We start from the raw sequence: 18,622 nt of genomic DNA on the forward strand, positions 1-18,622 counted from the left end.
AGTGGGAGACACCCAAAGAATCCAGTTCCAACCGCTTCGCAACGCCCATCCGCCGCCATATGCGATTCCCCTACCCCTCCAGGGGAGGGTAAGAGAGATCAATTCGTCGGCAGCGGCACCTGGTCGTCGATCAGGGCATCCAGCGTCGCCTTCACGTCGACCTTGGCGTCGACGACGCCGGCCTGTTGCAGGGCGAGGCCGGCGGCGAGGATCGATTCGCGCTGGGGCGCGCCGATGCGGCTGTGGGTGAGCTCGGTCCGCTCCTTGAGCTGCCTGTCGACCACCGGATCCGGCAGCTTCGTGACGGCGATGAAGGTCTTCTTCAGCTCGTCGTAATTCGCCAGCGAATATTTGCGCGCCTCTTCGTACACCGCGAGCACGCGGCGGGCGGCGTCCGGATAGTCCTTCAGGAACTGCTCGCGCACATTGAGGATGCCCCAGGTGTTGGCATCGGCCTTGCGATAAAACAGTTTCGCACCTTCCTCGACCTCGGCCTGCGCCATCATCGGATCGAGGCCGGCCCAGGCGTCGACGTCGCCGCGGATCAGCGCGGTCTTGCCGTCGGCGTGCTGGAGCAGCACCGGCGTGATGTCCTTTTCGGTGAGGCCCGCACCTAGCAGCGCGCGCACCAGGAAGATGTGCGGATCGGTGCCGCGCGTCACCGCGACGCGCTTGCCCTTGAGATCGGCAACGCTCGCGATCTTGGAATCCTTGCCCGTCACCAGCGCCGTCCATTCGGGACGCGAATAGACGTAGATCGACTTGATGGGGTTGCCGTTGATGCGGGCGACCAGCGCCGCCGAGCCCGCGGTCGAGCCGAAATCGATCGAGCCGGCATTGAGGAATTCGAGCGCCTTGTTCGAGCCGGCCGACTGCACCCAGGTGATGGTGATGCCGTCCTTGGCGAATTCCTTTTCCAGAAGCCCCTTCTGCTTCAGGACCATCGACACCGGGTTATAGGTCGCCCAGTCGATGCGGATTTCTTTCAGCGGATCCGCCGCCCGTGCCGCAGGGGTCAATGCGAGCGCAACAGCTCCCGCCAACAGAATGCGTCGTGTAATCCCGGTCATGCCCAGCCTCCTCAAAAACTTCATTGTTTTTCAATGAGTTATTTCTAGAGGTCAACGAGAAAATCGCTGTCCCGAAAGCCCCTCGGCTGAGAACAATTTTGCCGGAGGCCGGCCTTTTCCAGCATGGAACGACTATTGCCAGAGAATGGCGGGTGACAGCGCCTGTCACCTCTTATATCCGGTGAGACATGGACAGCGTCGCGACTGAGCACAAGCCAGAGGTAGACGATCGCTTCGACACCGCGCGGATCACCGCCGCGGTCGATGCGCTTGCCGAGAAACATCAGGGACGTGAGGACACGTTCCGCACGGCCCTGGCGCAAATGCTCAAGGCCGAGCTGATCGCAGCGCGCGCCGCGGCGCAGGCGATCCTGCTGAAGGATCGTCACGGAAGGCGCTGCGCCGAACGGCTGTGCCACGTGCAGGACGAGATCATCCGCATCCTGTATTCGGCGGCGACCCGGCATCTCTACCGCTCGCCGATCCCGAGCGGCGCGGAGCGCATGGCGGTGGTCGCGACCGGCGGCTATGGCCGCGGCCTGATGGCGCCGGAATCCGACATCGATCTCCTGTTCATCCTGCCCTACAAGCAGACCGCCTGGGGTGAGCAGGTCGCCGAAGCCATTCTCTACTGCCTCTGGGACATGGGGCTGAAGGTCGGGCACGCCACGCGCTCGGTCGATGAATCGATCCGGCAGGCGCGCGGCGACATGACCATCCGCACCGCGATCCTGGAGACGCGCTTCCTCACCGGCGACCAGCCGCTCTATGACGAGCTGGTCGCGCGCTTCGACAAGGACGTGGTGCAGGGCACGGCGTCCGAATTCGTCACCGCAAAGCTCGCCGAGCGCGAGGAGCGCCACCGCCGCGGCGGCCAGTCGCGCTACCTGGTCGAGCCCAACGTCAAGGACGGCAAGGGCGCCTTGCGCGACCTGCACACGCTGTTCTGGATCGCCAAATACGTCTACCGCGTTCGTGATACCGACGAGCTGGTCGAGCGCGGCGTGTTCGACGCGCAGGAATATCGCACCTTTCGCCGCTGCGCCGACTTCCTCTGGTCGGTGCGCTGCAATCTGCACTTCTACTCCGGCCGCGCGGAGGAGCGCCTCTCCTTCGACCTCCAGCGCGAGATCGCGGTCCGGCTCGGCTACACCTCGCATCCCGGCATGCAGGACGTCGAGCGCTTCATGAAGCACTACTTCCTGGTCGCAAAGGAAGTGGGCAATCTCACCGCCATCCTCTGCGCCAAGCTCGAGGACCAGCAGGCCAAGCCCGCGCCGGTGCTCAGCAGGATGATGGCGCGGCTGCGCCCCACTCCCGCGAAGCGCCGCGTCCCCGACAGCGACGACTTCATCGTCGACAACAACCGCATCAACGTCGCCGCGCCCGACGTGTTCAAGCACGATCCGGTCAATTTGATCCGCATCTTCCGCCTGGCGCAGAAGAACAACCTCGCCTTCCATCCGGACGCGATGCGCGACGTGACGCGCTCACTCGGCCTGATCAACGCGCAGCTTCGCGAGAACCCGGAAGCCAACCGGCTGTTCATGGAGATCCTGACCTCCGACAACGCCGAGATCGTGCTGCGTCGGATGAACGAGACCGGTGTGCTCGGCCAATTCATCCGCGCTTTCGGCAAGATCGTCTCGATGATGCAGTTCAACATGTATCATCACTACACCGTTGACGAGCATTTGATCCGCTGTGTCGGCTTCCTGCAGGACATCGAGCGCGGCGGCATCGAGGAATTTACGCTCGCCAGCGATCTCTTCCGCAAGATCCGGCCCGAGCACCGTGCGGTGATCTACATCACGACGCTGCTGCACGACATCGCCAAGGGCCGGCCCGAGGATCATTCGATCGCCGGGGCCAAGGTGGCCCGGCGGCTGTGCCCGCGGCTCGGCTTCAGCGCGGCCGACACCGAGCTCGTGGCCTGGCTGATCGAGGAGCATCTGACGATGTCCACGGTCGCGCAGTCGCGCGATCTGTCGGACCGCAAGACGATCGAGAATTTCGCCGCCGTGGTGCAGTCGGTCGAGCAGATGAAATTGCTCACGATCCTGACCACCGCCGACATCCGCGGCGTCGGCCCGGGCGTGTGGAACGGCTGGAAGGCGCAGCTCCTGCGCTCGCTCTATTATGAGACCGAACCGGTGCTGACCGGCGGCTTCTCGGAAGTCGACCGCGGCAAGCGCCTGACGGCCGCCTACGCCGAATTCCGCATGGCCTTCGCCGAATGGCCGGTGGACGAGCTCGATGCCTATATCGGCCGGCACTATCCCGCATATTGGCTCAAGGTCGAGCTGCCGCGAAAGATCCGCCATGCCCGCTTCGTCCGCTCCAGCGAACAGGCCGGCCACAAGCTCGCGATCAATGTCGGCTTCGACGAGGTGCGCGGCGTCACCGAGCTCACGATCTTCGCCGCCGACCATCCCTGGCTGCTCTCGATCATCGCCGGCGCCTGCGCCTCGGCCGGCGCCAACATCGTCGACGCGCAGATCTACACGACGACCGACGGCCGCGCGCTCGACACGATCTCGATCTCCAGGGAATACGACCGCGACGAGGACGAGGGCCGGCGCGCCACACGCATCGGCGAGATGATCGAGGACGTGCTGGAAGGCAAGCTGCGTCTGCCCGAAGTGGTGGCGCGGCGCACCGTGCGCAGCAAGGCGCGGCCGTTCGTGATCGAGCCGGAAGTGACCATCAACAACCAGTGGTCTGACCGCTACACCGTGATCGAGGTCTCCGGCCTCGACCGCCCCGGCCTGCTCTACGAGCTGACCACCGCGATCTCGAAGCTCAATCTGAACATCGCCTCGGCCCATGTCGCGACCTTCGGCGAGCGCGCCCGCGACGTGTTCTACGTCACCGACCTCCTGGGCGCGCAGATCAACGCGCCGACGCGCCAGTCCGCAATCAAGCGCGCGCTGACCCACGTGATGGCCGCCGACAAGGCGGTTCAGCCGGCGGCGTGAGTGGCGGCGCGCGTCTCTCTCCTCTCGTCATTCCGGGCTCGCGCTTCGCGCGCCCCGGAATGACGACGGAGAGGTTCGCGGACGCTACGCCTCAAACCTCCACGCCCTCATGCCGCAGCAGCCAGCGCTTGCGCTCGAGGCCGCCACCATATTTGACCAGCGAACCATCGGCACCGATCAGGCGATGGCACGGCAGCACCACGCTGATCGGGTTGGAGCCGTTGGCGTGTCCAACGGCGCGAATGGCCTTCGGCATGTCGATCCTAGCGGCCAGCGCGCCGTAGCTCATCGTGGTGCCGGCGGGAATGTGTACAAGCGCGTTCCAGACCTTCTGCTGGAACGGCGTGCCGGCGATGCGCCATGCGACGCGCGAGAGCTGGCCGAGATCGCCTTCGAAATAGCCCGAGAGCGCAGTCCGGATCTCCGCCGGCGCGGGTTGATCGCGGAGATCCACCGTACCGTAATGCAGGCGCAACAGCTCGCGCATGCGGTGCTCGTAATCGTCCCAGTCGAGCGCGCGTAGCGCACCCTCGGCATCGGTGACGAGCAACGCGGTCCCGATCGGCGTCGTCAGACGATCGAGGCCGAAGCTTACTGACGGTTTGGTCGATCGAGCGGGCATTGCGACACCAGGCCATCGAAACACATCATCGCACTTGCCATGCCGGCCGTGCTAACGTCCACCCGAAAGCTGACGCTTTTGGGGGGCTCAACTTGATCTGGATCGCCAACATCCTGGTGGCGCTGGTCGCCGCACTGCACGCCTTCTTCCTGATCCTGGAGATGTTTCTCTGGGACAAGCCGCTGGGCTTGAAGGTTTTTCGCAATACGCCTGAGAAGGCCGAAATCACGAAAGTGCTGGCGGCCAATCAAGGGCTCTATAACGGCTTCCTCGCTGCCGGCCTGATCTGGGGCCTCGCCCACGGCAACCCGGCCTTCGCATTCCAGATCAAGGCATTCTTCCTGCTCTGCGTGGTCGTGGCCGGCGCCTACGGCGCGGCGACCGTCAGCTCGCGCATCCTGATCGTGCAGGCGCTGCCGGCGGCGATCGCGCTGGTTGCGCTGTTTCTGACCTGAGACGCTTCGGCGCAGCGCCGCGATCCTTGCGCGGCACCTCGCCTTCCTCCACACTCTCCGGCAGCGATGGCGACCGTTGCAATCAACGGGAAAAGACCGTCGACCGGAAATTCCGTCAGGAGGAACAACCAAGATGAACAATCGCAGAGCCTTCATAGTTGCCACGGCGGCGCTCGCCTTCGCGTTCTCCGCCAGCCAAGCCCCCTTCAATCAAGCCCTCGCCCAGAAGAAATACGACACCGGCGCGAGCGACACCGAGATCAAGATCGGCCAGACCGTGCCGTTCTCCGGGGCCTATTCCGTCTACGCCAATATCGGCAAGACCCAGGCCGCCTACTTCAAGATGATCAACGATCAGGGCGGCATCAACGGCCGCAAGATCAATCTGATCCAGTATGACGATGCCTATTCGCCGCCGAAGACGGTCGAGCAGGTGCGCAAGCTCGTCGAAGGCGACGAGGTGCTGTTCACCTTCCAGATCATCGGCACGGCCGCGAACGCCGCCGTGCAAAAATATCTCAACGGCAAGAAGATCCCGCAGCTGCTGGCCTCTACCGGCGCCGCACGCTTCAACGATCCGCAGAACTATCCCTGGACCATCGCCTACAATCCCAACTACGTGTCCGAGGGACGCATCTACGCCAAGTACATTCTCGCCAATCACCCCAATGCCAAGATCGGCGTGCTCTACCAGAACGACGACATGGGCCGCGACTATCTCGCCGGTCTCAAGAGCGGCCTCGGCGACAAGGCCGCCAAGATGATCGTCGGCGAGGTGTCCTACGAGGTCACCGACCCGACCGTCGACTCGCAGGTGGTCAAGCTGAAGTCGCTCGGCGCCGATCTCTTCTACGATGCCTCGACGCCGAAGTTCGCGGCGCAGGCCATCAAGAAGGTGGCCGAGCTCGGCTGGACGCCGGTGCACATCCTCGACATCAATGCGAGCCCGATCTCGGCGACGCTGAAGCCGGCCGGCCTCGACATCTCCAAGGGCATCATCTCGACCCAATACGGCAAGGAGCCGAGTGACCCGCAGTGGAAGGACGATCCGGGCGTGAAGGCGTTCTTCGCCTTCATGGACAAGTATTTCCCCGAAGGCGACAAGCTCAACACGGTCAACACCTATGCTTATTCGGTCGCCGAGCTGCTGACGCAGGTGCTGAAACAGTGCGGTGACGACCTGTCGCGTGAGAACGTGATGAAGCAGGTCGCCAACATCAAGGACTTCACCCCGAGCTTCGCGCTGCCCGGCATCAAGATCAACACCGGACCGAACGATTATCGCGTCAACAAGCAGATGCAGATGATGAAGTTCAACGGCGAGCGTTGGGAGCTGTTCGGCCCGATCATCGAGGACAACGGCCCGGCGGGTTAGGGACTACGTAGGGTGGGTTAGCCCTGCAGATGCGCAAAGCGCATCTGCTCGGCGTAACCCACCCTACGAACTGCGCGTGCCCGCCGACCTTGCGTTGCAGCAACGCCTCCTCCACACTCGCCTCAGCGGCGACGTTCGGTGCGCATGAGCGCCCCGGACAGATCGCCGGCAATAACAGCTGAGGAAATTGCGAATGAGGAATGGAATGCTGCATCTGGCCACGGCAACGGCGCTGACCCTGGCGCTGTCGGCCTCTGCGGCCAATGCCCAGAAGAAATATGATCCGGGCGCCAGCGACACCGAGATCAAGGTCGGACAGACCATGCCGTTCTCGGGCCCGGCGTCCGCCTATTCGTCGATCGGCAAGACCCAGGCCGCCTATTTCAAGATGGTCAACGACCAGGGCGGCATCAACGGCCGCAAGATCAACCTCATTCAGTATGACGACGCCTATTCGCCGCCGAAAGCCGTGGAGCAGATTCGCAAGCTCGTCGAGAGCGACGAGGTGCTCCTGACCTTCCAGATCATCGGCACACCCGTGAACGCGGCCGTGCAGAAATATCTCAATTCCAAGAAGGTGCCGCAGCTGTTCGCGGCGACCGGCGCTTCGCGCTTTACCGACCCGAAGAACTTTCCGTGGACGATGGGCTTCAATCCGAACTACTTCGTCGAAGGCCGCATCTACGGGCAGTACATCCTGAAGGAGCATCCGAACGCGAAGATCGGCGTGCTCTATCAGAACGACGACCTTGGCAAGGACTATCTGAACGGCATCAAGGCCGGCCTCGGCGACAAGGCCGCCAAGATGATCGTGACCGAAGCGTCCTACGAGGTCTCAGATCCCACCGTCGACTCCCAGATCCTCAAGATCAAGGACGCCGGCGCAGATCTGTTCTTCAGTGCCACCACGCCGAAGCAGGCCGCGCAGGCGATCAAGAAGATCGCCGAGATGGGCTGGCATCCGGTGCAGATCGTCGACATCAACGCCACCTCGGTCGGCGCGGTGCTGAAGCCCGCTGGCCTCGATGCCGCCAAGGGCCTGATCAGCGTCAACTACGGCAAGGAACCGCTCGATCCGACCTGGAAGGACGACCCGGGCCTGAAGAAGTATTTCGACTTCATGGCCAAGTACTATCCGGACGGCGACAAGGATTCGAACTTCAACACCTACGGCTACAGCACGGCACAGCTCCTGGTCCATGTGCTGAAGCAGTGCGGCGACGACCTGACGCGCGAGAACGTCATGAAGCAGGCCGCGTCGCTGAAGGACGTCGTCAGTGACACTGCGCTTCCCGGCATCAAGGCCAACACCTCGCCGACCGACTACCGCGTCAACAAGCAGCTTCAGATGATGAAGTTCAACGGCGAGCGCTGGGAGCTGTTCGGCCCGATCCTGGAGGATACGGGGCCGGCCGGCTAGTGGTTGAAAACAACTGCCTCAACGACGTCATGCCCGGGCTTGTCCCGGGCATCCACGTTCTTGGAGCGACAACGAAGGCGTGGATGGCCGGGTCAAGCCCGGCCATGACGGCGGAGGGAGATGCGCGCAGAGACGTCTACTCCGGTATCTCCCCAAAATTCTTCCCCACCGGCAGCACCGCGTGCCGGATCAGCCGTGAATCCTCCACCGCGGCCTGCCGATGCTTCACCGCCTCGCGATAGACGGGATCGCGGATCATCTCGACGAAGGCGGCGACGCTTGGATATTCGGCGATGAAGCAATGGTCCCAGCGCTCGGCCTCGGGGCCGATCAGCATCAGCTCGAATTTGCCTTGCCAGACAATGCGGCCGCCGAGGCGCTCGAACACCGGGCCGCTCTCGCGGCCATAGGCCGCATAAGCTTCCGCGCCGCTCGCCTTGCGGCCGTCGGGATAGGCCGCCTCTCGGCGCAAACGCACCAGATTGAGCATGTGGATCGGGCCGGGGCGGTCGTTGTCCCGGAACTGCGCAAAAATCTCCTTGGTCGGATCGATATGGCCCATGCCGGTTCCCTCTTGTTTTATGCGGACAATCCTAGCTCTGCCGCTTCGCCAGCGGAACTGCGGCAGGCGAATGCCGCACCTCCTAATCGCGCGTTAAGCTCTGGGTAACCGGGCCTTAAACAGCGACCGCTAGCGTGCGGCGGGGCGGGATGATCGGGCGTTTTGCGTATGGGGTTGGGAAAGAAAAAAGGTGGGCGGAAGGAGCCGTTGTTCGGCTTGCCCGCGGCGCTCGCCGATCTGCGCCTGACCGCGGCGGATCGCATCCCCAACGCCGAGGACAAGCCGAAGAAATCCACGAAATCATCCGCCAAGCGCAAGAGCGATGATGCCGGCGACGAGCCGCCGCGCGAGCGGAAGACGCAGGCCGGCCGCAGCGGCGCCAAGCGCCGGTCGAAGGCGGGCGGAGGGTTCAGCCTCGGCCGCCTGGCCTATTGGGGCGCGGTGCTGAGCCTGTGGGGCGTGATCGCCGTGATCGGCCTCGTGATCTATGTCGGCGCCCATCTGCCGCCGATCCAGTCGCTGGAGATTCCCAAGCGTCCGCCAACGATCCAGATCGTCGGCATCGACGGCAGCATGCTGGCGCAGCGCGGCGAGATGGCCGGCGCCAATGTCTCACTGAACGATTTGCCGCCCTATCTGCCGAAGGCGTTCATCGCCATCGAGGACCGCCGCTTCTATTCGCATTTCGGCATCGATCCGGTCGGCATCCTGCGCGCGCTGGTCACCAACGTGCTCCACCGCGGCGTCTCGCAGGGCGGCTCGACCTTGACGCAGCAGCTCGCGAAAAACCTGTTCCTGACCCAGGAGCGCACCATGCAGCGCAAGCTGCAGGAGGTGGAACTGGCGATCTGGCTGGAGCGCAAGCACTCCAAGAACGAGATCCTGGAGCTTTATCTCAACCGCGTCTATTTCGGCTCCGGCGCCTACGGCGTCGAAGCTGCCGCGCAGAAGTATTTCGGCAAGTCGGCCAAGAACGTGACGATGGCGGAGGCCGCGATGCTTGCCGGCCTCGTCAAATCGCCCTCGCGTCTTGCGCCAAATCGCAACCCTGAAGGCGCGGAAGCGCGTGCGAAGGTCGTGCTCGCGGCGATGGCGGATGCGAAATTCATTACCGACGCGCAGGCGCAGGCCTCGATCGGCCATCCCTCCTACAATGTGAAGCCGGTCGGCGCCGGCACAGTCAACTACGTCGCCGACTGGATCGGCGAGGTGCTGGACGATCTGGTCGGCCAGATCGACGAGAGCATCAAGGTCGAGACCACGATCGATCCGAAGCTTCAGAGCGTGGCGGAAGCCGCCATCATCGACGAGCTCGCAGCCAAGAGCGTGAAGTTCAATGTCAGCCAGGGCGCGCTGGTGGCGATGACCCCCGACGGCGCCGTGCGCGCCATGGTCGGCGGGCGGAACTATTCCGACAGCCAGTACAACCGCGCGGTCACTGCGAAGCGCCAGCCGGGCTCCTCCTTCAAGCCGTTCGTGTACCTGACCGCGCTCGAGCAGGGGCTGACGCCTGATACCTTGCGTCAGGACGCGCCGATCGAGGTCAAGGGCTGGAAGCCCGAGAACTACACTCACGAATATTTCGGCGCGGTGACGCTGACCCAGGCGCTGGCGATGTCGCTCAACACGGTCGCCATTCGCCTCGGCCTCGAGGTCGGGCCGAAGAACGTGGTGCGCACCGCGCACCGGCTCGGCATCTCCTCGAAACTCGAGCCCAATGCCTCGATCGCGCTCGGCACCTCCGAAGTCTCGGTCGTCGAGCTGGTCGGCGCCTACACACCCTTCGCCAATGGCGGCTTCGCGGTGACGCCGCATGTCGTCACGCGGATCAGGACGCTCGGCGGCAAGCTGCTCTACATGCGCCAGCCGGACGAGCGCAACCAGGTTATCGACCCGCGCTATGTCGGCATGATGAACGCGATGATGCGGGAGACGCTGATATCGGGCACCGCCAAGAAGGCGGAGATCCCCGGCTGGCCCGCCGCCGGCAAGACCGGCACCAGCCAGGATTATCGCGACGCCTGGTTCATCGGCTACACCGCCAACCTCGTCACCGGCGTCTGGCTCGGCAATGACGACAACTCGCCGACCAAGAAGGCGACCGGCGGCGGCCTGCCCGTCGAGGTCTGGTCGCGCTTCATGCGCACGGCGCACGAGGGCGTGCCGGTGGCAGCCTTGCCGAACTCGCAAGCGAATTGGGGCCTGTCGAACCTCGCGCAGGCGGCGTCGCAGGTGTCGCCGCCGACAGCGGCGGCGCCCGGACCGGCACCGGCCAACAACGGCGGTTATCGCCCGCCTCCGACGCGCGCCAATGTGCGGCCGGAAGCCGCCGCAGGGCTCGACGGCTGGCTGATGGACCGGTTGTTCGGCGGAAACCGGTAGCTTTGAGCTGAGGTCCCCAGGGCCTCAAAACAAAAAACGCGAAAACAACCCCATGCACAGTAGCCGGTGATATCAGGCGTAATGCGCGGTGGATTGTAGGAAACGTTTGATGCGGTGGAGCAAATCGGGCCTGCCGCGCAATCATCGCGAGATTGGGCGGGGATCGTGCAAAGCACGCTGACGTCGCTCTCCCCGCCGCCATTCCCCGCCACCGGGTCTCGCCTTCGGCGAGCCCGATGACAGGCTCCAGCGGGGAATCCAGTACACCGCGGCCCATCGGTTTAATCACGACAGCCTCTGGAATACTGGATCGCCCGCCTTCGCGGGCGATGACATCTTTCTAGGCTTCGGCAAGTCCTGCCTATGGCGGCAAGATTTACCGACGCCGGGAAGTTGCTGAACGCCAAAACACCAGTGTCTTCAAGTCTCCGCAATCGGCCCGGGATTTGCTCTCTTAGGTTGAGTCCCGACGATTCGGGTTTAGTGGGAAGGAGCGTTCCATGATTTCGGGCCTGTTCAACGCGGCATCGACCTATCTGCGTCCCGCATCAACGTTCAATTCAAACGCGACATCGGATGGCCTGTCGGAGGTGCCGGCTGCGACCGACGCCCCGACCGGCGACGCCGGAATCAAGGTCTCGGAACTCAAGCCGCTGCAAGGCGCCAAGCCGATATCGGTGGCGGATAATCCTCACCTGCGCGACCTCATGGCAACGAACTGGCTGAGGACCAACGACGCGAGCGCGACTCAACCCGCGGTCTCGGACGATGCACCTGAGAACACCTATGCTCAGGTGAAGGTTGACGGCAAGGTGGTGGCCACTCTGTACAATGGCGGGTCCTCGACGATGACCAACGCGGCAGCCGCAAAGATCGGCAAGCTGGAGGATCCTCCGGGTCTGAGTGGACCGGATCTGGCGCAATGGCGGGCCGACAGCTACGCCAAGCTGCTTGGCGGCACCGTCGAAAAAGCTTCCACCGCGATCACGCAATCGCAATGGACGCCGCGTGAGAGCAGCTCTGCGACCTATAGCCGCGAGCAACTCGACGCGGCCTTCCAGGCCATGCTGGCCGAGGGCCAGAAGGCCGCTGCGCAACTGCAATCGTCCTATCTCGCCTCACGCACGCAGTCGGGGACAAGTGCCGATATCAGCGCCTGACCTGAGAGATGGTTTGAGGACGCGCGGCATCTGGACGAAGAATTTTGTCAAAGCACATCAACCAACGCGGCCGACGTCTCGGACGGCGTCATCAACAGTGGCGTGTCGATCTCCAATTTCTTCCTGGGCGGCAACAATGTCATCGAATACGCCATCGGCAGCGATGGGGCCGGCTATGACCTGACGACGCTGCTTTCCCCGTCGCCTTTGGCGAAGGCGGCAGGACCACAGGCCTTGGCAGACCACGCCCCCGTCTCCTTCGACGGTCATGAGCTCCAGCAGGTACACGCGCTCCCGCTCCAGCACGATCTTCTGGTTTAGCTACGGGACTACGGTGCGAGAAATGCCGGCGACCGGCTGATCGCCCCGATTGCCGGTCGTTCGCGTTTTAGAGCGTTTGGGATCGGATGTGCGCGCGCAGAAATCGCCTCGTTCTCCGCTGTCATTCCCCGCGAAGGCGGGGAATCCAGTACGCCGCGGCCTCTCGATTCAATCACTACGGCCTCTGGAATACTGGATCGCCCGCTTTCGCGGGCGATGACACTTTCCAAGATGGCTGGCAGCGAGGCCTAATCCTCGACCCCATACCGATGCAGGTCGTTGCCGTGCGTATCGAGCCACTTCTTGGCGCGCTCCATCGACGGGCAGACCTTGCCGCAGACGCGCCAGAACCGCGCGGAATGGTTCATCTCGACGAGATGGGCGACCTCGTGGGCGGCGAGGTAGTCGAGCACGAAGGGCGGCGCGAGGATCAGGCGCCAGGAGAACGACAGCGAGCCCGCCGAGGTGCAGGAGCCCCAGCGGCTGGACTGATCGCGGATCGAGAGTCGCTTGACCCTGACACCAAGCTCGGCGGCGTAGGCTTCCGCCGAACGCTGGAGATCGCGGCGCGCCTCGCGCTTGAGGAAGTCGCTGACGCGGCGGTCGACATGGTCGTGTCCGCCGGCGACGCAGAGAATGCGTTCGCCGCTGTCGCGCGTCTCGGTCCACACCGTGCCACGGGTGCCTGCGCGATGAACGATGCGATGCGGCGTGCCGCGAAGCGGTATCACTGTGCCAGGCTGGAACGGCGCAGCCTTCGGCAAACGGCCGAGACGTGCCGCGATCCACGCACCGTGACGCGAAGCGAAGTCTTTCGCTTCGGCGAGCGTGCCGCGCGGCGGGATGGTGAGGATAGCTTCGCGATCGCTCGGATGAATTCTGAGCGTGTACCGGCGCGCCCGGCGGTGCCGGCGCAATCGGATCGCAAAAAACTGCGATCCATGGGTGATGACGAGGGTCTTCGGTTCGTGGGGCCGACGATAGAGGAGTGCGCGGGTGGCCATGTCTGTCAGTCCGGGGGGCAGGAGGGCGCCCGGATTCTGCCATAACCGCCGCCAGGGAAAGCGCTCGGCGCAAAAACAAATCATTTGCCCAATATACAGCGGTCTAGCGTCCGGGAGACCCTACAGACTGGGGTTGGAACCCGGTTTTTTCGCCCCCGCTGGACGCATGCGGCACCCCCAAGGGGTGAGGTGGGACTCACTCCTATAAAGCTACCTAAATACCGCGAATCTGGAGGGAACTCGCCCCTGCCGGAACCTGCGGCAGGGGGGCGATTTTCAGCGGGAAAGCCGAAAAACGCGGTCAGAGCCGTTCCGATGGAATCGGAATGGCTCTGGATTCCTATTTTGACGCGTTTTCTTTACGCGAACCGGTCGCCACTTCGCTCGAAAACGCTCTATTCGGCCGCAAGAGCCTGCAACGAGGTCGGATTCGCAGCCGAGACCATGAAGTCATGGATGCGCGGCACGATTTCCGACTTGAAGCGCGAGCCGTTGAACACGCCGTAATGCCCGACGCCCTTCTGGACGTAATGAACGCGGCGGTGATCGGGGATCGAGCTGCACAATGTGTGCGTTGCTTCGGTCTGACCGAGCCCGGAGATATCGTCGTTCTCGCCTTCGACCGTCATCAGCGCGACGCGCGTGACCTTCGAGGGATCGACGCGTGTTCCGCGATGGGTCATCTCGCCTTTCGGCAGCGAGTGCTTCACGAACACGGTGTCGACCGTCTGCAGGTAATACTCGGCGGAGAGATCCATCACCGCGAGATATTCATCGTAGAAGTCGCGATGCTTGTCGACGAGGTCGCCGTCGCCCTTCACCAGATTGGCGAACAGGCGCTTGTGGGCGTCCATGTGCCGGTCGAGGTTCATGCTGATGAAGCCGTTGAGCTGCAGGAAGCCCGGATAGACGTCGCGCATCATGCCCGGGTGCGGGAACGGCACCTTGGTGATGACGGTGTTGCGGAACCAGTCGATACCGCGCTCCTGGGCGAGCTTGTTCACCCCGGTCGGATTGCGGCGGGTGTCGATCGGGCCGCCCATCAGCGTCATCGAGGTCGGCACGAAGGGGTCGCGCCGCGCTTCCATGATCGAGACGGCGGCGACGACGGGAACGGAGGGCTGGCAGACCGCCATGACATGGGTGTTGCCCCCAAGGACGTGCAGCATCTCGATGACGTAGTCGATGTAGTCGTCGAGATCGAAGCGGCCCTCGCTCAGGGGCACCATGCGGGCGTCGGCCCAATCGGTGATGTAGACCTCATGCGCCGGCAGGAACGCCTCGACCGTGCCGCGCAGGAGCGTCGCGTAGTGGCCGGACATCGGGGCGACAATCAGCACGCGCGGCTGCGGGCTGCGCAAGGGACGGGCGAACTTGCGATCGAAGTAGAGCAGCTTGCAGAACGGCTTTTCCCAGACCGAGCGGACCTCGACGGGGACGCGGATGCCGTTGACCTCGGTGTCGTTGAGGCCCCATTCCGGCTTGCCGTAGCGGCGCGTGGTGCGTTCGAACAATTCACAGGCCGCGGCGACCGACTTGCCGACCTCGGTGCGCGTCCACGGATTGAGAGGATTCTGAAACAGGAGCTTGGTCGCGTCGGTGACCGCACGCGCCGGATTGAGAGAGGCCTGGGCCATCTCGTACATCCAGTACATCGGCGTCGTCAGGACCGGACTGCCTTCAGCCGCCAGGGGCGGCGCGCCGCCAAACTCACCAATAGGCATCGTTATATTCCTCTTCGCATCGCAGCATACTGCCGAATGCGTAATATTGCGTCAATGCATGGTTCCGTACATCTACGTGCCCTGAACGGCCAAACCAGCATGAATCCACGGGAAAGTGAGGTTATTCGCCACTCGAGAGCAGCGAGCCGTGCTTCTTGGCGCTCCGCAAAAGGGCAAGGAATGCCCCAAAAGATGCAACCAGCAACACCACATTGATGGCCAACGCGCTCAACATCAGATCGGTCCTGAGGGTGTGCTCGATCAGGAGCGCCCGCATTCCCTCGAACACATAGGTCGGCGGCAGCGACCAGGCGACGTATTGCAGCCATCCCGGCAGCACGCTGACGGGATAGTAGACGCAGGCGAGCGGCATGATCGCGAACATCAGGGTCCAGACGATGCTCTCGGCGCCAAGGCCGTTGCGCAGCACCAGGCCCGAGACGAAGATGCCGACCGCCCAGCTCGTGAAGATCAGATTGCAGAAGAACGCGATCAGCGGCAGGCCGAGGGCATAGACGTTGAAGTGAAACAGAAACAGCGCGAGCAGCGTCATCGGGATGACGCCGATCGCGAGCCGGATCATGCTCATGATCATCAGCGACAGCAGAAACTCGATCGGCTTCAAGGGGCTCATCATGAGATTGCCGATGTTGCGCGCCCACATCTCCTCCAGGAACGAGATGGAAAAGCCGAGCTGGCCGCGGAACAGGATGTCCCAGAGGATGACGGCGCCGATCAGCGTGCCGCCGGCACGCGCGAAGAAGTTGGCGTTCTCGGCGATATAGAGTTGGAGAAAGCCCCAGGTGACGACCTGGAGCGCGGGCCAATAAAGCAGCTCGAGCAGCCGCGGCCAGGACGACATCAACAGATACCAGTAGCGCAGGATCATCGCGCCGATGCGATGGATGGAAATGCCGCGATGGAGGGTGAGGTCGGTCATTGGGAGAGCCCGTAGCCCGGATGAGCGAAGCGACATCCGGGACTTTGCTTAGCGCGTTCCCGGGTATCGCTACGCTCACCCGGGCTACGACAGCTGTCATCCCGGGGCGCGACGTAGTCGCGAGCCTGGAATCCATAGCCACATGCCGCCGTTGTGGGGCGAGACCGGTAACCCCGCGTCTTCGCAAAATCCAATCCTGTGGTTATGGATTCCGGGCTCGCGCTCCGCGCGCCCCGGCATGACGAGGCTCCATCCGGGCCACGATCCAGACGCGAGAGCCCACTCACCTCGCCGCCTCCTTCGCGCCGTTCACCCGTCCGCGCGCGACGTCCAGGAACACCTCCTCCAGCGTGGTGCGGTTGTAGCGCGCCATGATGGCCCCCGGCGTGTCGTCGTCCTCGATGCGGCCGCGCTTCATGATGATGACGCGGTCGCACAGTCGTTCGACCTCGAGCATGTTGTGCGAGGCCAGAAGGATGGTGGCGTTGTTCTCCCTGCGATAGCGCTCCATATGCGCCCGCACCCAGTCGGCCGTATCCGGGTCGAGCGAGGCGGTGGGCTCGTCCAGCAGGAGCAGCTCGGGCTGGTTGATCAGCGCTTTTGCCAGCGCGACGCGGGTTTTCTGCCCGGCGGAGAGCTTGCCGTTGGCGCGGTCGATGAATTCGGTGAGGTCGAGATCGTCAGCGAGCTTCGCGATGCGGTCAGGAAGGTTCTTCACCGCGTAGAGCTTGCCAAACACGGTGAGATTCTGCCGCACCGTGAGCCGCATCGGCATGTCGACATAGGGGCTCTCGAAATTCATCCGCCCCAGCACCGCCGCGCTCTCATCGGGCATCCGATGTCCGAGCACCCTGACGCGGCCGGAGGTCGGCAGCACCAGGCCCATGATCATCGCGATGGTCGTGGTCTTGCCGGCGCCGTTGCCGCCCAGAAGCCCGGTGATGCTGCCGTGCGGCAGCGAAAATGAGATATCGTCGACGGCGCGGGTCTGCTTGTAGACCTTGACGAGGTGATCGACCGCAATCGCCGCGGAGGAGACGCGATCCGCGACAGTCGGCCGACTTGAAGCCTTGTCATTCTCGGTCATGCTGGGTCGTTCTTCTGCTATTGCAGCGGAGAGCGCAAGGCTTGTATCTCGGGTGGTTCCGCAAGCTCCGCGTTTGTGATCGAGAAGGCACCGCCACATTGGCCGAGATGACCGAGACTGCCGATACCGACTTCCGCCACGCGCAGCGGCATATCCGCCTGGACACGATCCTGCGGCTGCGCTGGCTCGCGGTGCTCGGCCAGCTTGCGGCGATCTTCATCGTGGCGCAGGGGCTGGAGTTCAACGTCGAGATCATCCCCTGCGTCAGCATCATCGCCCTGTCGGCCGCGCTCAATCTGGCGCTCCAGACCGTGTCCAACCCGATGCAGCGGCTGGAGCCGATGCAGGCGGCCGGACTGCTCGCGTTGAACATCGTGGAGCTGGCGGGGCTGTTGTTTTTCACCGGCGGACTGCAAAACCCGTTCTCGTTCCTGTTCCTGGCGCCGGTGCTGATCTCGGCCACCGCGTTGCCGGCCCGCTTCACCTTCGGCCTCGGCCTGCTCGCCGTTGCCTGCGCATCGGTGCTGTTCTTCTACCATCTGCCGCTGCCCTGGGATTCCGACGATCCGCTGGTGCTGCCCCCGATCTATCTCTTCGGCGTCTGGCTCTCGATCGTGCTCGCGATCGGCGTCACCAGTCTCTACTCGTTCCAGGTGACGGAGGAGGCGCGCAAGCTCGCCGACGCGCTGGCTGCGACCGAGCTTGTGCTGACACGCGAGCAGCATCTGACCCAGCTCGACGGCTTGGCTGCCGCAGCCGCGCACGAGCTCGGCACGCCGCTCGCGACCATCTTCCTGATCTCGCGCGAGCTGGAAAAGACGGTGAAGGATCCAGTTTTCGCCGCCGACCTGAAAACCCTGCGCGAGCAGACCCAGCGCTGCCGCGACATATTGAGCAAGATCACCCAGCTTTCGTCCGAAGGCGCGCCGTTCGACCGCATGAAACTGTCGGAGCTGATCGAGGAGGTGGTGGCGCCGCACCGCGATTTCGGCGTCGACATCAAGGTACGGATCGCGATCGCCGCGGTGGCCGAACCGATCGGCTCGCGCAATCCGGCGATCCTCTACGGTATCGGTAACATCGTCGAGAACGCGGTCGATTTCGCCCACACCACGGTCGAGGTGAATGCATGGTGGAACAAGGACACGATCGAGCTCGTGATCTCCGACGACGGCCCGGGCATTCCGCCTGACATCCTGAACCGGATCGGCGAACCCTATCTGTCGCGGCGGCGCAATGTGGATGACGGCGGCGGCGAGCGGCGTGGGCTCGGCCTCGGCGTGTTCATCGCGCGCACCTTGCTGGAACGCACCGGGGCCAAGGTCTCGTTTACCAATCGGACCTTTCCGGAGCACGGTGCAGTGGTCCATATCAATTGGCCGAGAGAGCGTTTTGAGGCTATCGAGACGCTCGAAGAAACAATAGGATAGGCCGCGACCTTGCGTCGCACAGCAGGGCCGATCGACTATTTGCGGCCTTGGCACCGCCTGATTGCGACGCCATATGTAGATGTGCAGAGAGA

At 63.6% G+C, this 18,622-nt stretch carries 15 protein-coding genes; 8 read left to right on the forward strand and 7 right to left on the reverse strand.

Annotation, left to right across the window (positions count from 1 at the left end; genetic code table 11):
* Nucleotides 1-98 precede the first annotated feature (98 nt).
* A complete protein-coding gene (locus JQ627_RS35810; protein WP_212489045.1) occupies nt 99-1,070 on the reverse strand; it encodes an aliphatic sulfonate ABC transporter substrate-binding protein in 972 nt (323 codons plus the stop codon).
* Nucleotides 1,071-1,258: 188 nt separating this feature from the next.
* On the opposite strand from JQ627_RS35810, the gene JQ627_RS35815 reads away from it, so the two are divergent.
* On the forward strand, nt 1,259-4,048 hold the full coding sequence (locus JQ627_RS35815) for a [protein-PII] uridylyltransferase (RefSeq protein WP_212489046.1): 2,790 nt from the start codon (nt 1,259-1,261) through the stop codon (nt 4,046-4,048).
* Between the two features lie 91 nt (nt 4,049-4,139).
* Here the strand turns inward: JQ627_RS35815 and JQ627_RS35820 are convergent, their stop codons facing one another.
* On the reverse strand, nt 4,140-4,670 hold the full coding sequence (locus JQ627_RS35820; protein ID WP_212489047.1) for a methylated-DNA--[protein]-cysteine S-methyltransferase: 531 nt from the start codon (nt 4,668-4,670) through the stop codon (nt 4,140-4,142).
* 92 nt (nt 4,671-4,762) lie between these two features.
* Here JQ627_RS35820 and JQ627_RS35825 point away from each other — a divergent pair, with 92 nt between their 5' ends.
* From JQ627_RS35825 to JQ627_RS35835, 3 genes are all read left to right on the forward strand, one after another.
* Nucleotides 4,763-5,125 carry a DUF1304 domain-containing protein gene (locus JQ627_RS35825; protein ID WP_212489048.1) on the forward strand — a complete coding sequence of 121 codons (363 nt, stop codon included), beginning with the start codon at nt 4,763-4,765 and terminating at the stop codon, nt 5,123-5,125.
* A gap of 133 nt (nt 5,126-5,258) precedes the next feature.
* Nucleotides 5,259-6,500 (forward strand): ABC transporter substrate-binding protein, encoded by a 1,242-nt coding sequence (locus tag JQ627_RS35830; RefSeq protein ID WP_212489049.1) that lies wholly within the window; start codon nt 5,259-5,261, stop codon nt 6,498-6,500.
* 193 nt (nt 6,501-6,693) lie between these two features.
* Entirely contained in the window at nt 6,694-7,920 is a 1,227-nt protein-coding gene (locus tag JQ627_RS35835; RefSeq protein WP_212489050.1) for an ABC transporter substrate-binding protein, read from the forward strand.
* Nucleotides 7,921-8,056: 136 nt separating this feature from the next.
* On the opposite strand, the gene JQ627_RS35840 is transcribed toward JQ627_RS35835, so the two are convergent.
* Nucleotides 8,057-8,482 carry a DUF1330 domain-containing protein gene (locus JQ627_RS35840; RefSeq protein ID WP_212489051.1) on the reverse strand — a complete coding sequence of 142 codons (426 nt, stop codon included), beginning with the start codon at nt 8,480-8,482 and terminating at the stop codon, nt 8,057-8,059.
* 168 nt (nt 8,483-8,650) lie between these two features.
* Between JQ627_RS35840 and JQ627_RS35845 the strand changes: the two genes are divergently transcribed.
* The 3 genes from JQ627_RS35845 (at nt 8,651) to JQ627_RS35855 (ending at nt 12,345) form a co-directional block, all read left to right on the forward strand.
* Nucleotides 8,651-10,864 carry a transglycosylase domain-containing protein gene (locus tag JQ627_RS35845; protein WP_212489052.1) on the forward strand — a complete coding sequence of 738 codons (2,214 nt, stop codon included), beginning with the start codon at nt 8,651-8,653 and terminating at the stop codon, nt 10,862-10,864.
* Nucleotides 10,865-11,364: 500 nt separating this feature from the next.
* On the forward strand, nt 11,365-12,024 hold the full coding sequence (locus JQ627_RS35850; RefSeq protein ID WP_212489053.1) for a hypothetical protein: 660 nt from the start codon (nt 11,365-11,367) through the stop codon (nt 12,022-12,024).
* A 102-nt stretch (nt 12,025-12,126) separates the two neighbouring features.
* Nucleotides 12,127-12,345 carry a hypothetical protein gene (locus tag JQ627_RS35855; RefSeq protein WP_212489054.1) on the forward strand — a complete coding sequence of 73 codons (219 nt, stop codon included), beginning with the start codon at nt 12,127-12,129 and terminating at the stop codon, nt 12,343-12,345.
* Between the two features lie 248 nt (nt 12,346-12,593).
* On the opposite strand, the gene JQ627_RS35860 is transcribed toward JQ627_RS35855, so the two are convergent.
* From JQ627_RS35860 to JQ627_RS35875, 4 genes are all read right to left on the reverse strand, one after another.
* Nucleotides 12,594-13,433 (reverse strand): M48 family metallopeptidase, encoded by an 840-nt coding sequence (locus JQ627_RS35860; protein ID WP_212489055.1) that lies wholly within the window; start codon nt 13,431-13,433, stop codon nt 12,594-12,596.
* Between the two features lie 311 nt (nt 13,434-13,744).
* A complete protein-coding gene (locus tag JQ627_RS35865) occupies nt 13,745-15,073 on the reverse strand; it encodes a polyhydroxyalkanoate depolymerase (RefSeq protein ID WP_212489056.1) in 1,329 nt (442 codons plus the stop codon).
* A 121-nt stretch (nt 15,074-15,194) separates the two neighbouring features.
* A complete protein-coding gene (locus JQ627_RS35870) occupies nt 15,195-16,013 on the reverse strand; it encodes an ABC transporter permease (RefSeq protein WP_212489057.1) in 819 nt (272 codons plus the stop codon).
* 283 nt (nt 16,014-16,296) lie between these two features.
* Nucleotides 16,297-17,100, reverse strand: a complete 804-nt coding sequence (locus JQ627_RS35875) for an ABC transporter ATP-binding protein (protein ID WP_212489058.1) — start codon at nt 17,098-17,100, stop codon at nt 16,297-16,299.
* A 107-nt stretch (nt 17,101-17,207) separates the two neighbouring features.
* On the opposite strand from JQ627_RS35875, the gene JQ627_RS35880 reads away from it, so the two are divergent.
* A complete protein-coding gene (locus JQ627_RS35880; protein WP_212489111.1) occupies nt 17,208-18,530 on the forward strand; it encodes an ActS/PrrB/RegB family redox-sensitive histidine kinase in 1,323 nt (440 codons plus the stop codon).
* Nucleotides 18,531-18,622: the final 92 nt, after the last annotated feature.

Origin of the sequence: Bradyrhizobium liaoningense, from assembly GCF_018130785.1 — a bacterium.
GTDB lineage: Bacteria > Pseudomonadota > Alphaproteobacteria > Rhizobiales > Xanthobacteraceae > Bradyrhizobium > Bradyrhizobium liaoningense_A.